At 63.5% G+C, this 15330-nt stretch carries 12 protein-coding genes; 10 read left to right on the forward strand and 2 right to left on the reverse strand.

The annotated features are described in order from the left end of the window. Positions 1–37: 37 nt before the first annotated feature. On the reverse strand, positions 38–2098 hold the full coding sequence (gene parE / locus LB532_RS08955) for a DNA topoisomerase IV subunit B (protein ID WP_140638897.1): 2061 nt from the start codon (positions 2096–2098) through the stop codon (positions 38–40). A 235-nt stretch (positions 2099–2333) separates the two neighbouring features. Here parE and cpaB point away from each other — a divergent pair, with 235 nt between their 5' ends. The 10 genes from cpaB (at position 2334) to LB532_RS09005 (ending at position 12506) form a co-directional block, all read left to right on the forward strand. Next, positions 2334–3260, forward strand: coding sequence for a Flp pilus assembly protein CpaB (gene cpaB, locus LB532_RS08960; protein WP_246674427.1), 927 nt, complete (start codon positions 2334–2336; stop codon positions 3258–3260). Between the two features lie 62 nt (positions 3261–3322). Further along, positions 3323–4762, forward strand: a complete 1440-nt coding sequence (locus LB532_RS08965) for a type II and III secretion system protein family protein (RefSeq protein WP_140638896.1) — start codon at positions 3323–3325, stop codon at positions 4760–4762. Between the two features lie 4 nt (positions 4763–4766). Next, on the forward strand, positions 4767–5036 hold the full coding sequence (locus tag LB532_RS08970; RefSeq protein ID WP_140638895.1) for a hypothetical protein: 270 nt from the start codon (positions 4767–4769) through the stop codon (positions 5034–5036). A 24-nt stretch (positions 5037–5060) separates the two neighbouring features. Next, positions 5061–6275: a CpaE family protein gene (locus LB532_RS08975; protein ID WP_140638894.1), complete on the forward strand. Its 1215-nt coding sequence runs from the start codon at positions 5061–5063 to the stop codon at positions 6273–6275. Continuing rightward, positions 6272–7693: a CpaF family protein gene (locus LB532_RS08980; protein WP_140638893.1), complete on the forward strand. Its 1422-nt coding sequence runs from the start codon at positions 6272–6274 to the stop codon at positions 7691–7693. Before LB532_RS08975 ends, LB532_RS08980 begins: the two co-directional genes overlap by 4 nt. A 4-nt stretch (positions 7694–7697) precedes the next feature. Beyond that, complete coding sequence (locus LB532_RS08985; protein ID WP_140638892.1) at positions 7698–8663, forward strand: type II secretion system F family protein; 966 nt, start codon at positions 7698–7700, stop codon at positions 8661–8663. A 1-nt stretch (position 8664) separates the two neighbouring features. Beyond that, positions 8665–9627, forward strand: a complete 963-nt coding sequence (locus LB532_RS08990) for a type II secretion system F family protein (RefSeq protein ID WP_140638891.1) — start codon at positions 8665–8667, stop codon at positions 9625–9627. Between the two features lie 51 nt (positions 9628–9678). After that, on the forward strand, positions 9679–10524 hold the full coding sequence (locus LB532_RS08995) for a hypothetical protein (protein ID WP_224556630.1): 846 nt from the start codon (positions 9679–9681) through the stop codon (positions 10522–10524). A 161-nt stretch (positions 10525–10685) separates the two neighbouring features. Continuing rightward, the gene (locus LB532_RS09000; protein ID WP_140638890.1) at positions 10686–11156 is read left to right on the forward strand and encodes a tetratricopeptide repeat protein; all 471 of its coding nucleotides are present in this window, start codon (positions 10686–10688) and stop codon (positions 11154–11156) included. A 174-nt stretch (positions 11157–11330) separates the two neighbouring features. After that, positions 11331–12506: a GGDEF domain-containing protein gene (locus LB532_RS09005; RefSeq protein WP_140638889.1), complete on the forward strand. Its 1176-nt coding sequence runs from the start codon at positions 11331–11333 to the stop codon at positions 12504–12506. A gap of 9 nt (positions 12507–12515) precedes the next feature. Here the strand turns inward: LB532_RS09005 and gcvP are convergent, their stop codons facing one another. Then, positions 12516–15326, reverse strand: coding sequence for an aminomethyl-transferring glycine dehydrogenase (gcvP, locus tag LB532_RS09010; RefSeq protein WP_140638888.1), 2811 nt, complete (start codon positions 15324–15326; stop codon positions 12516–12518). Positions 15327–15330: the final 4 nt, after the last annotated feature.

Genomic DNA, 15330 nt, shown 5'->3' on the forward strand with positions numbered 1-15330 from the left:
CGCGCGTCTCCGCAAGCCTTGATCGGCCGGCCTGCGCTCAGATATCCAGCACTTCCGTTTCCGCGAATTCGGCGCGTTCCTGAATGAACCGGAAACGAGCCTCCGGCTTGGTGCCCATCAGCGCATCGACCGCGTCCTTGGTAGCGGCCTCGGCATCGATCACATCGACGCGGAGCAGCGTACGCTTCCTCGGATCCATGGTTGTCTCCTTGAGCTGCGCGGCCATCATTTCGCCCAGGCCCTTGAAGCGACCGATCTCGACCTTGCCGCGCCCGGTGAACTCGGTGCGCAGCAATTCGTCCTTGTGCGCGTCGTCACGCGCATAGGCGACCTTGCCGCCCTGCCGGATCGAGTAGAGCGGCGGCACCGCCAGATAGAGATGTCCGCCGCGAACCAGATTCGGCATCTCCTGGTAGAAGAAGGTGATCAGCAGCGAGGCGATGTGAGCGCCGTCGACGTCGGCGTCGGTCATGATGATGACGCGGTCGTAGCGAAGATCCTCGTCGCGGTATTTCGACCGCGTGCCGCAACCAAGCGCCTGGATCAGGTCGGAAATCTGCTGGTTGGCGGCCAGCTTGTCGTTGCCGGCACTGGCGACGTTGAGAATCTTGCCGCGCAACGGCAGCACCGCCTGGCTGGCGCGGTCGCGCGCCTGCTTGGCAGAGCCGCCGGCCGAATCGCCTTCGACGATGAAGAGTTCGGCGCCGGCGGCCGCATTCTGCGTGCAATCGGCAAGCTTGCCCGGCAGGCGCAGCTTGCGCACCGCGCTCTTGCGCGACACTTCCTTTTCCTGGCGGCGTCGTACCCGCTCGTCGGCGCGCGCGATCACCCATTCGAGCAGCTTCGAGGCTTCCTGCGGATTGTCGGCCAGCCAATGGTCGAACGGGTCGCGGATCGCCGTCTCGACGATGCGCATCGCCTCGATGGTCGCCAGCCTGTCCTTGGTCTGGCCGACGAATTCAGGCTCGCGTATGAACACCGACAGCATGCCCGCCGCCGAGATCATGACGTCTTCCGACGTGACGATCGAGGCGCGCTTGTTGCCGACGAGGTCGGCATAGGCGCGCAGGCCGCGCGTCAAGACGTTGCGGAAGCCGGCCTCGTGGGTGCCGCCTTCGCCGGTCGGGATGGTGTTGCAGTAGGAGTTGATGAAGCCGTCACCGCCGAACCAGGTCACTGCCCATTCCAGCGAGCCATGGCCGCCTTGCCTGTCGCTCTTGCCGGCGAAGATTTCGCGCGTCACCTGGAATTCGTCGCCGAGCGACGCTTTCAGATAGTCCTTGAGGCCGCCGGGAAAATGGAATTCAGCCTTGGCCGGAGTGGTGTCCTTTTCCTTGATCAGCGAGGGATCGCAGGTCCAGCGGATTTCGACGCCGCCGAAGAGATAGGCCTTCGAGCGCGTCATGCGGTAGAGCCGCGCCGGCTCGAACGCGGCGCCCTTGCCGAAGATCTGCTCGTCGGGGTGGAAACGGGTCCTGGTGCCGCGCCGGTTGTGAACTTCGCCAAGATGCTCGAGGCCGCTGACCGGAATGCCGCGCGAGAAGCGCTGCCGGTAAAGTTGCCGTCCGCGCGCGACTTCGACTTCGAGATGATCCGACAGCGCGTTGACCACGGAGACGCCGACGCCGTGCAGGCCGCCCGAGGTTTCATAGACCTTGCTATCGAACTTACCGCCCGAATGCAGCGTCGTCATGATCACTTCGAGCGCCGGCTTCTTGAATTTCGGATGCGGATCGACGGGAATGCCGCGGCCATTGTCGGTCACGGTGAGAAAGCCGTCAGCCGAAAGCTCGACATCGATGAATGTGGCATGGCCGGCAACTGCCTCGTCCATCGAGTTGTCGATGACCTCGGCGAACAGATGGTGCATGGCCTTGTCGTCGGTGCCGCCAATATACATGCCCGGACGGCGCCGCACCGGCTCCAGGCCTTCGAGCACCTCGATATCGGCGGCGCTGTAGCCCTCTGAGCCATCACGAGACGCGGCCGCCGGACGCTTGGCTGCCGCCTGCACCAGCGGATCGGCCGGACGCGCCGGTGTGCGAACCGGTTGCGGCTGCTTCTCCAGATTGCCGAAAAGATCGTTGTTGTCGTCCATGCCTGCCATAGAGCCCAAGCTGCGAATCACCCGCTGATACTGCCACGCTTTTCAGCGCCAAGCGACGGAGGTTCCTGTTACGTTCGGGGATTAACCCCCTCTTATCCTAAAACCATTCGATAACCAAGCCGGCGGAAATCGGGCGGATAGCCAGCGAGAAGATTCCTGATTCTTTAACAATGCCGCCTAGCGTGAGCCAACATAACAAGAAACTACGGGCATCAGGGGTTTGGGCGTGAGGGGCAAGGCCATAACGATGATCGGCATCGCCGCCGTTTTCGGCGCGATTTCGATCTTTGCCGCCGATTTCTGGGTCAAGCGCCAGGCCAGGGCCGACGCCGAGGAGAAAACCGCGTCGATCACCGCTCCGGCCGCACCCAGGGTTGAATTCAAGACAATCGTGGTGGCGAATGCACCGTTGCGGTACGGGATGGATCTCGACCGCGCGAAACTCAACGAAATCCCGTGGCCGCAGGATTCGCTGCCGCAGGGCGCCTTCGCCACCATCGATGGACTGCTCGGGGACGGCAGCCGCGTGGTGCTGTCGCCGATCGAAGTCAACGAACCGGTGCTGCTGACCAAGCTGTCCGGCCCGAATGGCCGCGCCACGCTCTCCAACATGCTGACGCCCGGGATGCGGGCGGTCACCATCCGCACCGACGAGATCGCGGGCGTCGGCGGCTTCGTCACGCCAGGCGATCGGGTCGATGTCGTGCTGACGCGCGATGCCGGCGAAATCCAGGAAGTGGCCAAGAATGCGCAAGGCGCCGCCGGCTCGACCATCACCTCCGAGATCGTCGTTGCCGACGCGAAGGTGCTGAGCGTCGGGCAGGGCGCCGACGAGCGCCAAACGACCCCGCAGGTGGCCAATTCCATAACCATCGAGGTGACCACCGAAGGCGCGCAGAAAGTGGCGCTGGCCCGCACGGTCGGCACGCTGTCGCTGTCGCTTCGCTCCGCCAGCGAAGGTGGCGACGGCAAGAACGGTGTCACCACCATCTCCTCCTTTGGCGGATCGGTGGCGGGCAAGGCGCAAGCCGCAGCCGGCTCGCTGTTCGACGCCATGGCAAAGGAGCCGGAGCAGCCGAAATTCAAGACGGTCATCGTGACACGTGGAACGACGGCCGAGGAATATCAGGTTCCTGCGCGGGACCAGAAATAGGAATATCAGGTTCCTGAGTGGGACCAGAGCAGGACCGGTGGGGACCGGACGGGACGGGAACAATGTTCAGGCAACTTCAATATCGAGTGGCAGGCCGGTTGCACGTCGCGCGGGCCGTGGCGATGGCGGTGACGATGGCGGCGGCCGGCATCTTCGCCGGCCCGGCCAGGGCGGACAATGACATCGTCTATGTCTCGGCGACCAAGAACGCCTCGATCAAGGTCGCCAAGGGCAAGCCCAAGACGATCATGACCAGTGCTGCCTTCTACCAGATCGTCATCGGCGATCCGGAGATCGCCAACGTCAACCCGCTGACCGACAAATCCTTCTATGTGCTGGGCAACAATCTCGGCACCACCGGCATCGCCCTGTTCAACGAGAACAAGCAGCTCGTCGGCACCGTAGACATCGAAGTGACGCTCGATACCGACCAGTTGGCCGACACCATCCGCGCCAGCGTGCCGGACGCCAAAATCAAGGTCGGCTCCGCCAATGGCCGTGTCGTGCTGTCGGGCGAGGCGGATGACGCGGTCGCCGCCGAAAAGGCAAACAAGATCGCCACCCGCTTCTCCGGCAATGAGGAGGTGATCAATTCGGTCAACATCTCGTCCTCGCAGCAGGTCCAGCTCAATGTCCGCTTCGTCGAGATCAACCGTCAGGCCGGACAGGACCTCGGCGCCAAATACAGCGCCAATTTCGCTTATGGCATGGGCGGACGCGACGTTACGATTGCTCCCGGCACCATTGAGCCGGCGGGGACCGGCGAGATCATCGGCAGGCTTCTGTCGAACGGCGTTTCCATCGACATCGCCATCAAGGCACTGGAAGAGCGTGGCCTGGCTCGTCGGCTGGCCGAGCCGAACCTGATCGCCCGGTCCGGCGAGACGGCGAGCTTCCTGGCCGGCGGCGAGTTTCCGATCCCGGTTTCCGAAGACAACGGCAAGATTTCCGTCAGCTACAAGAAGTACGGCGTCAGCCTGGATTTCACGCCCACGGTTCTGAAGGACGGGCTGGTCAGCCTCGATATCGCGCCGGAAGTCTCCTCGATCGACGCGTCGGCTTCCTACAATATCGGCAGCATCTCGGTGCCCGGCTTCATCGTGCGCCGCGCCAGGACGTCGGTCGACCTAAAGAACGGCCAGAGCTTCATGATCGCGGGGCTGCTGCAGTCGCAGAACGACATCACCACCTCGCGCATACCGGGCCTCGGCAAGATGCCTGTGCTCGGGCCCCTGTTCTCGTCGAAATCCTACCAGCGGCGAGAGACGGACCTGGTGATCATCGTCACGCCTTACCTGGTCAAGCCGGTGGATCCATCGAAGAAAATGGCCGAGCCGACCGATGGCACGCAGCCTGCCAGCAATGTCGATTATTTCCTCAACAATACCGAGGAGGTGAGGGCGTCGGACACCAATCGCGCGCTGGCGCTGGCTGATGGCAGCGCCGCGCGTGCCGCTCCCGCCACCAAAGTCGGGCATTTTCTCGACCTGCCGAAGGACTGAAGCCATGCGTATGGTCTTGAGCTCGAGCGTCGCCTTGCTGCTTGCCGGCTTCACCGCCGGCTGCACGAGCGACGACTATATGCGCAGCGAAGGCGTGACGAGCGGCGTCGGGGAAGCCCAGGCCGCCAACACCGTCATGCAGATGGTCGATCCCTGGAAATACGGCGTCCAGAACACCAGGCTTCTCGTGCCTGCCCAGCGCGGCAGCACGGAACCCGCCACCGCCGAGCAGGCGGCCAGCGCCAAGGCATCGCAAGCAAGCGCCGACAATTGATCCGGGATCACAGGCTGAGAAGAAATGGCAAACGGCATCAAGACCAGGAAAATCCTGCTCATATCGACGGACAGAACCTTCGTGCAGGACACGCGGACGGCATTTGCCGCCTCGGAGATCATCCAGCTCTCGACGGTGGAAAAGAACATCACCGAACTTCGCGGCGAGGTCCAGGAGGCCGATCTCGGCGCGATCATCGTCGATATGGATGCGGCGAAGCTTGAGGAGATCGATGCGCTGCAACGCGTTATGCGTCGTCTGGAAGGCAAGGCGCCGGTCGTAGTCGTCACCCAGGAGTTCAACGCCGCCGCCGCGCGCATCCTCGTGCAGCTCAAGGTCGCGGATTTCCTGGTCAAGCCGATCACCACGGCCGATCTCGTACGTTCGGTGGTGCGTGCGCTGCAGGGGCCGGGGCGCGAGGAAAACACCGAGTCGCAAATCTACACCTTCATGCCCGCGGCAGGCGGCGTCGGCACCACCACGCTGGCTTTGCAGACCGCGTTCCAACTGCATCATTCAGTGACGCGCGGCGCCTCGACCTGCGTGGTCGACCTCAATTTCCAGCAGGGCGCCTGCGCCGAATATCTCGACCTGGAGCCGCGTTTCGACATCACCGAAATCGAGAACCAGCCGGAGCGTCTCGACAGGCAATTGCTCGACGTGATGCTGTCGAAGCATGCCAGCGGACTTTGTGTTCTGGCCGCACCGACGCAGCCGGCGGAGATGCGCTCGTTCAAGACCGATGTCGTGGTGCGGATGCTGGACCTCGTCTCGGCCTATTTCGACAATGTCGTCATCGACATGCCTCGCACCTGGTTTCCGTGGACGGAGACGGTGCTGCTCGGCTCAAACAAGCTCTACATCGTCGCCGAAATGACGGTGCCGTGCCTGCGCCACACGCAACGGCTGATCCAGGCGGTCTACGAGACCGCGGGCAAGGAAGTGAAGCCGAACGTCATCGTCAACCGTTTCGAGCAGAAGATGTTCGACAGCGGCATCAAGCAGGCGGATGTCCAGGAAATCCTCGGCGAGCATTTCGTCGGCGGCATCGCCAACAATTACCGGCTGGTGCGCGAGGCTGTCGATCGCGGCGTGCCGCTGCACGAGATCGATGCCAATGCCAACGTCGTCAACGACCTGAAGAAGATCATCCTTCCGGATGAAGTGGCGACGGCGCCGGGCAAATCGAAATCGCTGTTCGGCTTCGGCAAGAGCCTTTTGAAGAGGAAGGCCGGATGAGCAGCCGCTTTTCCACCTTGCAGAACCGCGATGCGCGTCCGCAGCGCTCCGCCGAGCCGACGGCGGTTGCGCACCACGCGGTCGTCATCCCGACGAGCCGGAAGGTCTTGCCGGCGAAAGTCGAAGCCGTGCCGGGCAAGAGCGCCAACAAGGTGCTCGATGCGCGCGTGCGCATCCACCGGTTGCTGCTCGAAGAGATCAATCTTGTCGCGCTGGAGCGGCTGCCCAGGGACGAGATGCGCCGGCAGGTGCATGATTTCGTGTCGGAAAAGACGCGCGAAGAGCGGATGGCGATCAACACCGTCGAACTCGATGCCCTGGTCGACGACATCGTCGACGAGATGGTCGGGCTCGGCCCGCTCGAGCCGCTGCTCAAGGACCCCGATATCAACGACATACTGATCAACGGCCATCAGAACTGCTTCGTCGAAAAGAAGGGCAAGCTGCAGCAGGTCCACATCCCGTTCAAGGATGAGGCGCATCTGCTTAGAATCATAAACAAAATCGTTGCCGCAGTCGGCCGCCGCGTCGACGAATCGCAGCCGATGGTCGACGCCCGCATGCTGGATGGCTCGCGTTTCAACGCCGCCATCCGTCCGGTGGCGGTCGACGGGCCGCTGGTGTCGATCCGCAAATTTTCCAAGAACAAGCTCGGCCTGCACCGGCTGGTCGAATTCGGCGCCATCACCCAGAACATGGCCGAAGTGCTTGCTGCGGCAGTGCATGCCCGCAAGACGACGATCATTTCGGGCGGCACCGGCACCGGCAAGACGACCATGCTCAACGCCCTGTCGGCCTTCATTCCCGAGGACGAGCGGCTGATCACCATAGAGGACGCGGCGGAGCTTCAGTTGCAGCAGCCGCATGTCGCGCGCATGGAAACCCGGCCGGCCAACATCGAAGGCCATGGCGAACTCAAGCAACGCGATCTTGTCAAAAACGCGCTGCGCATGCGGCCCGATCGCGTCATCCTCGGCGAGTGCCGCGGCGAGGAGGCCTTCGATATGCTTCAGGCCATGAACACCGGCCACGAAGGATCGATGGCCACCATTCACGCCAACACGCCGCGCGATGCCATTTCGCGGCTCGAGCAGATGCTGGGCATGACCGGCATGCCGATGACGGTGCAGTCGATCCGCAGCCAGATCGCCAGCGCCATCGACATCATCGTCCAGTTGACCCGGCTCTCCGACGGCAAGCGCAAGGTGACGAGCGTCGCCGAGGTGACGGGCATGGAAGGCGACGTCATCCAGATGCAGGAGATCTTCCGCTTCGTGCGCACCGGCATGGACGCCGATGGCACAATCCTCGGCCATTTCGAAGCGACCGGGATCCGGCCGCGCTTCCTGGAGGACCTGCGCGCCATGGGCATCGAGTTTCCCGGGCGCTATTTCGAACCCGGCCGGCTGCAGGAGTAACCCGGTGTTGGATGGGTTCAGCGCGATCTATGTCGTCTATGCCGGGGCTGCATTGACCGGCATCATGATCGCCGAGGCCGTTTACCTGCTCTATGCCGGCCGCAGCGACAGGCGCACTGCCATCAACCGGCGCATGAAGCTGCAGGAAAACAAGATCAGCCAGGAACAGGTGCTGATCCAATTGCGTAAGGAGCGTGGTCTCGATGCGGGCACGTCGCTGTTCTCGCCTGACCGTTTTCGCGCGCTGCGCGCCCAGTCGGGCATGATCATGCCGCTGTCGAAGTTCCTGATGATCACTTCGGGGCTGGCGCTGGCGGCGGCCCTTGTCGCCATCTGGTATGGCTTGCCGCTGCTGATGGGCGCCATTCTGTTTGTCGTGCTGGTGCCGGTGCTGCCGGTGATGGCGATGCGCTCCATGCGCAAGCGCAGGCTGAAGCGGTTCGGCATGCAGTTGCCGGAAGCGCTGGAACTGATCACGCGCGGCCTCAAGGCCGGCCATCCGGTGCCGGTGGCCATCGCCATGGTGTCGCGCGAAATGCCCGACCCGATCGGCACCGAGTTCGGCGTGATTGCCGATGAGGTGACTTTTGGTTCGGATCTGGTTTCGGCGCTGAATTCGCTCTTCGACAGGGTCGGCCATGAGGATCTGCCGCTGTTCGTCACCGCCGTGTCGATCCAGACGAGTTCTGGCGGCAATCTCCGCGAAATCCTCGACGGGCTGTCGACGACGATCCGCGAGCGCGGCAAGCTGCGCCGCAAGGTGCGCGCCATTTCAACCGAAGGCCGCCTGTCGGCCTATATCCTGACGGCCGTGCCGGCGCTGCTGTTCACGACCATCATGGCATTCATGCCGGGATATTACAGCGACGTCTGGGGCGTGCCGAAGACGTGGTACATGGTTGGTGGCTCGGTCACCTGGCTGATGCTGGGCAATCTGATCATGTTCAAAATGTCGAACTTCAAATTCTGACATGCAGAAGGTCGTCGAATTCCTCGCCTCGCTCGCGCCGACCTCGCTGATGCCGGTGGCTGTCCTGCTGCTGGCCGTGGGCGCTGCCGCTTTTGCCTGGCCGATGGTGGTGGCAAAGGGCGATCGCAACGAAGTCAGGCGCAGGCTCAAGGTCGATGAGAGTCCAGTGGCCGCCAGGCCGGAACCGGCCCAGAAGAAGAATACCGGTGTCGTTCGCGAGAAGGCGGTGAAGAAGGCGCAGGAATTCTACGCCAAAAGCGATCCCGAAAATGTCGCCCGCCTGCGCTTGAAACTCATCCAGGCGGGCTACATGGAGCCGCGCGCCGTCGGGATGTTCTTCCTCATCCGTTTCACGGCGATGGTGGGCATCGCGCTCGCCGTCTTCGTGCTCAACCGCTGGATGGCCAGCCCCGACGCCACGATGGCCAGCCGCTGGGCCTTCGTCGTGCTGTCGGGCGTGGCCGGCTATTTCCTGCCTGGGCTGGTGCTGACCCAGAAGATACGGGAAAAGATGCGCGAATACCGCAACGGCTTCCCCGATTTCATGGACCTGATGATCGTCTGTTCGGATGCCGGCATGAGCATGGAAGCGGGCGTCGAGCGCGTTTCGAAGGAACTCGCCAGGACCTATCCGTCGCTCAGCCAGAACCTGCAGCTCGTGTCGCTGGAGCTGCGGGCCGGGCGCAGCCTCGACGATGCGCTGAAGGCGCTCGCCGACCGCCTGAGCCTGGACGAGGTGCGTTCCTTCGCCACGCTGCTGCAACAGTCCAAGGAGCTTGGCACCAGCCTGTCGGGGGCGCTGCGCGTCTTTTCCGACGAGATGCGCCACAAGCGCATGTCGCTGGCCGAGGAAAAGGCGCATGCCTTGCCTGCCAAGATGTCGGTGCCGGTCGTGGTTTGCATCCTGCCGGTGGTGCTGATGATCGCGGTCATTCCGATCATCGTCAAAATGACCGGCCATTAGGATTTGCTGATATTCAGTGAGGGCCGCCTGAGCGATCTGCAAAGTCCGCAAATGAGTGAGAAGTCCATGCGAATGCTGTCGCGCGCCCTCGTCCTCGTCCTTGCCGCGGCCAGTCTGTCGCCTGCCTGGGCTGAGGCCGATGATTGCGGCGATGCCGCCGCCCTGGTGCAGCAGGCCTATCCCAGGGCCCGCAAGAGCGCTGACGGTGCTTCGTTCACGCTCGAACCCCACACCAGCATTGCTCTGACGTCTGCATATGGCGACCCGCCGGGGCTGGTCTGCAAGATCTGGCCCGCCCATGACGACCTGCTATTGGTCGCCGTGCCGCTGATGGACACTTCCCAACCCAGCGGCTACGCGCATGCCGGCGATATCGAGCTTCTGGTCATCGACCGGAAGAGCCGGCAGGTGCGCCAGCGCCTGCTGCAGCCCGGGCTGATGGATGATGATGCCATCGCCATCCGCAAGGTCGAACTCGATACCGGCCGGTATGCGCTGGCGCCCGATGTCTCCGCCTTCGGCCTGCGGATCGAAATGGCGAACAATTCGCTGCCTAACCCTTTCAGTGAAACCGACCTGCGGCTCTATGCCGTCGACGGCGATGCCCTGCGGATGGTGCTCGATGGCCTGGTCGTGGCCGGCAATGGCGGCGAGGGCGATACCAATTGCGCCGGATCCTTCCATACCAGTCAGGTGAGCCTGGCGATGAGCCCGGCCAAACATCATGGCTACCACGACATCGCGGTGGTCGAACGAATGGATACCGACAATCCGTTGCCCGACAGCAATGGCGAGTGCCAGTCCTACCCCGGCAAGTCCGTGAGCCAAACCTACCGGCTGCGCTATGACGGCAGCCGGTATACGGTTCCGGCGAGGCTCAAGGCCCTGGAACCGTGAGAACGCCGCTGGCCGTGATTGAGGCGTTGCGGCCTGGTGGTTAACAACTGGTGTACCCGAGGCCTAATTTTGGCGGCGTTTCGGCACCCAAGTTTAATTGCTCTGGTATAGTGTGTTTTCTGAAGAACGGCCCGGCGAAAACCGGGCGATGGGGCAGGGGCATGCGTCACAGTAATTTAACGGCAATGGCCGCGATGGCGGCCGTCTTGATGATGTCTGGTTGTACGACGAGTGGCGTCGACACCACCAAAACCACCGCCATTCAACCGGCCGCGAAGAACGTCAGCACATCCGATCTGGCGGAAGGCAAGGCGCAGTTTCGCGACGCGAATTACGGTCTTGCCGAACAGCATTTCCGCAAGGCCGTCGAGTTGAAGGCCGACAATGCGGAAGCCTGGATGGGGCTCGCCGCTTCTTATGACGAACTCGGCCGCTTCGATTTTGCCGATCGTGCCTACGACCAATTGCTCAGGGTCGCCGGGCGCAAACCGCAGATCGTCAACAATATGGGCTATTCGCAATTGCTGCGCGGCAACAGGAAAAAGGCAAGGGCGCTGCTGCTCGAAGCCAAGGCCGGCATGGCCGACCCCACGGTCGTCGATGCCAATCTTGCCCTCCTGAACAAGGGCTGACGGCTGTTCGGCGGCCATGATCGTCGCGAGGACGATTTTGGGACACCCGGCGTCGACGCTTTGTAAACCCTATCCGAAGTCTCGGCCGAAAGGTCGGCTGAAAAACATGTCCGATGGCTGTCGCTGACCTAGAATGCAGCACCAAGGCCGACGCTCAGGGAACCCCCGCCCAATATGCTGGATTTCAGTTCGCTCCTGCTCGCAGCCGCGCTGTCGGGCATCTGCCTCAGCATCACCATGTTCGCGATCTGGTTCGCCGCGCCCCGGGCCAGCTTCGTGCTGACGGTGGGGTGCGGCATTCTCGTGCTCGTTGTGCATGTCATCCTGTTCTGGCGATACACGAAGGAGCCTGATCCGCTGCTTTGCCAGATCGCGCTGGCGCTGCTCAGCCTCGGTTTCCTGGTCATCTGCCTGTCGGCCATGCAGTATCTCGGCGTGCCGGATTACCGGCGTGCCATTTTGCCGACATTGGCCGCCATGACGGTCTGCGCGGCGGTGACTTCCCTCGGTCTCGACGGGGTAGGCTTCATCGTTACCTACGCAACTGTGACTGTGCTGCTCTCGGCGATCGGAACCATGTTCTGGCTCAACGGCAGTCACGATCGCAAAATCCTGCTGGTGGTTTCGTTCCTGGGCGGCACCTGTGCAGTGTCGTTTGCGCTTTGCGCGGTCGTCCTGATAGCCAAGGGGCAATGGACGCTCGGGGCAGCCCCCGATAATTGGGCCGAACGCCTGAACTCGGTCGTGGCTGTGGCCTGCATGACCGGCCTCGGCGCATTGACGCTTTCCCTGCATCACCTGCAGGCGCAGATCGAGCTGAAGGCCGAGACGATGACCGATCCGTTGACCGGTCTGATGAACCGCCGGGGATTGATGTCGCTCCATGGCGAACGGACCTTCGGTCCTTTCATGGCGGTCGTCATGTTCGACCTCGATCATTTCAAGAGGACGAACGACATCTATGGTCACCCGGTTGGGGATCAGGTTCTGTGCCGGTTCGCCGCAGTCATCAGAAAATACGCCAGAACGGGCGTCGACGCCTTTCGTCTCGGCGGCGAGGAATTCGCGATCGTCATGTCCCGGGTGACCGAAGAGAGGGCTTACGAGATCGCAAGCAAGATCGGCGTCGCCTTCGGCACCGAGATCGTCGCCACCCCTCGCGGTCCATTGCGCAGCACCGTCAGCGGAGGCATCGGCTTTGGCGGCGCCAACGGCAACAGCCTCGGCGAGGTGCTGGCCGAGGCGGACGCAGCGCTCTATGCCGCCAAGCGCGCGGGCCGCAATTGCGTCGTCAGCCACAAAAGGATGGGCAAGGCCGAGCCGATCAAGCCGGCCTTGCGCTCAGCATAATTTGCGAGACTATTCGGCGGCGCCCAAATAGTCCGACAGCGGCGGGCAGGAACAGACCAGGTTGCGGTCTCCGGCGACATTGTCGATGCGCGATACCGGCGGCCAGTATTTCGCCGCCATGTCGGCGTCTCCGGCGGGGTAGGCCGCTTCCAGACGCGAATAGGGATGGCTCCACTGGCCGGCCAACGCCTCCGCGGCGGTGTGCGGCGCATTGACCAGGGGATTGTCAGCCAGGGGCCACTCGCCCCTCGCAACCTTGGCCGCTTCGCCCGCGATGGCGATCATCGCCTCGCAGAAGCGGTCGAGCTCGCGCTTGGGCTCGGATTCGGTCGGTTCCACCATCAGCGTGCCGGCGACCGGGAACGACATGGTCGGCGCATGGAAACCGTAATCGATCAAGCGTTTGGCGATGTCCTCGACACTGATGCCGGCGCTCTCCTTGAGCACGCGGGTGTCGAGGATACACTCATGGGCAACGCGGTCGCTCCTGCCCCTGTAAAGAAGCGGGAAGTGTGGGGCGAGCCGCGTCGCGACGTAGTTGGCCGAAACGATCGCCGTCTCGGTCGCCTGCTTCAGGCCGGAAGCGCCCATCATGCGGATGTACATCCAGGTGATGGGCAGAATGGAGGCGCTACCGAAAGGGGCGGCGGCCACGGCATGCGCGGAGCCTTCGGTGACATGGCCCGGCAGATAGGGCTTCAGATGCGCCCTGACGCCGATCGGGCCGACACCCGGGCCGCCGCCGCCATGGGGGATGCAGAAGGTCTTATGCAGGTTCATGTGGCAGACGTCGGCGCCGATGTCGCCCGGGCGGGCGAGGCCGACCAGGGCGTTGAGGTTGGCGCCGTCGAAATAGACCTGGCCGCCATGCTCATGAATGAGGGCACAGAGATGTCGCGCTCCCTCTTCATAGACGCCATGCGTCGAGGGATAGGTGAACATCAGCGCCGCGAGATTCCTGGAATGCTCGTTGGCCTTGGCCCTCATGTCGTCCATGTCGATATTACCGTCTTCCAGGCAGCGAACGACGACCACGCTCATGCCGGCCATCGCCGCGCTCGCCGGATTGGTGCCGTGCGCGGAGGACGGGATCAGGCAGACCGTGCGATGGCCCTCGCCGCGCGAGCGGTGATAGGCGCGGATGGCCAGCAATCCGGCATATTCGCCCTGGCTGCCGGCGTTGGGCTGGAGGCTTACCGCATCGAAGCCGGTAATCTCCGAAAGCCAGCCTTCGAGGTCATCGATCATGGCGCGGTAGCCTGCCGAGTGCGCGGCCGGTGCGAATGGGTGCATGTTGGCGATTTCAGGCCAACTCACCGGCATCATCTCGGCAGCGGCATTGAGCTTCATCGTGCAGGATCCCAGCGGGATCATCGCGCGGTCAAGCGCCAAGTCCTTGTCGGCCAGCCTGCGCAGGAAGCGCATCATCTCGGTTTCCGACTTGTTCTCGTGGAAGACTGGCTGGGTGAGAAACTCCTTGCCGCGCGGCTTGCCGGGCATGGTGGCGGCGGCCTCCACGCCTGGCTTTGCCCCAAACAAGGCGGCAATGGCCTCCAGGTCGGCTTCGTCAGAGGTCTCGTCGAAGGCGACGCCGACACGGTCGGCATCGATGACGCGCAGAAGCCGGCCGCCCTTTTCGGCGGCGGCGGCGATCTGTGCGGCCTTGCCCTTCGTCTCCACCGTCACCGTATCGAAGCGGCTCGTGCCGATTACCGGCAAGCCGCCCGCCTTGAGACCGGCCGCCAGGCGGTTGGCCAGTGTGTGGATGCGCCCGGCGATCGCCTGCAGGCCGGCGGGGCCGTGCCAGATGGCGTAGGCTGTCGCCATGTTGGCAAGCAGCGCCTGGGCGGTGCAGATGTTGGACGTCGCCTTGTCGCGGCGGATGTGCTGCTCGCGCGTCTGCAGGGCAAGCCTGTAGCCGGGACGGCCCTTGCTGTCGGTCGACTGGCCGACCAGGCGGCCGGGCATCAATCGGGTCAATTTGTCGGCAACTGCGCAGTAGGCGGCGTGCGGGCCGCCAAAGCCCATCGGCACGCCAAAGCGCTGCATCGGACCGACGGCAATGTCGGCGCCGAGTTTCGCAGGCGCGTCGGTCAGCGCCAGGCCGAGCGGGTCGGCGATGAAGACGACCAGCGCGCCGGCCGCGCGGGCCTTGTCGATGGCGGCCTTGTGGTCACCATAGACGCCGAAAGTGTCCGGCCAGGAGACGAGCAGGGCGGCTGTGTTGTCGTCGATCTCCTCGCCGTCGATCTCGATGCCGAGCGGTTCGGCGCGGGTGCGCGCCACATCCAGCGTCTGCGGGTGCGGCGTGCCGGCGAGAGCCACCTTGGTGCGCTTGTCGCGGTGATGGCGCAATGCGATGCCGATCGCTTCGGCGACCGCTGTCGCCTCGTCGAGCAACGAAGCCGACGCTACCGGCAGGCCGGTCAATTCCGCGACCAAGGTCTGGAAATTGAACAGCATTTCCAGGCGGCCCTGGCTGATCTCCGCCTGGTAGGGCGTATAGGCCGTGTACCAGGCCGGGTTCTCGAACAGGTTGCGCTGGATGACCGGCGGCACGTGGACGCCGTGATATCCGGCGCCGATGAAGCTCTTCAGCACCGTATTCCGGGCCATGGTCGCCGACAATTCGGCCAGCGCTTCGGCTTCGCTGGCCGGCGCGGGCAGGGACAGCGGCTGGTCGAGGCGGATCGATCTCGGCACGGCCTGGCTGATCAGCGTCTCGACCGAGGGCACGCCGATGACGGCCAGCATGGCTCTCACATCGGCAATGCCGGGTCCGATATGGCGGGCCGAGAAGGGGTAGGGTGCTGCGGTCATGTCA

It is taken from the genome of Mesorhizobium sp. ESP-6-2, assembly GCF_020164675.1.
Lineage (GTDB): Bacteria > Pseudomonadota > Alphaproteobacteria > Rhizobiales > Rhizobiaceae > Mesorhizobium.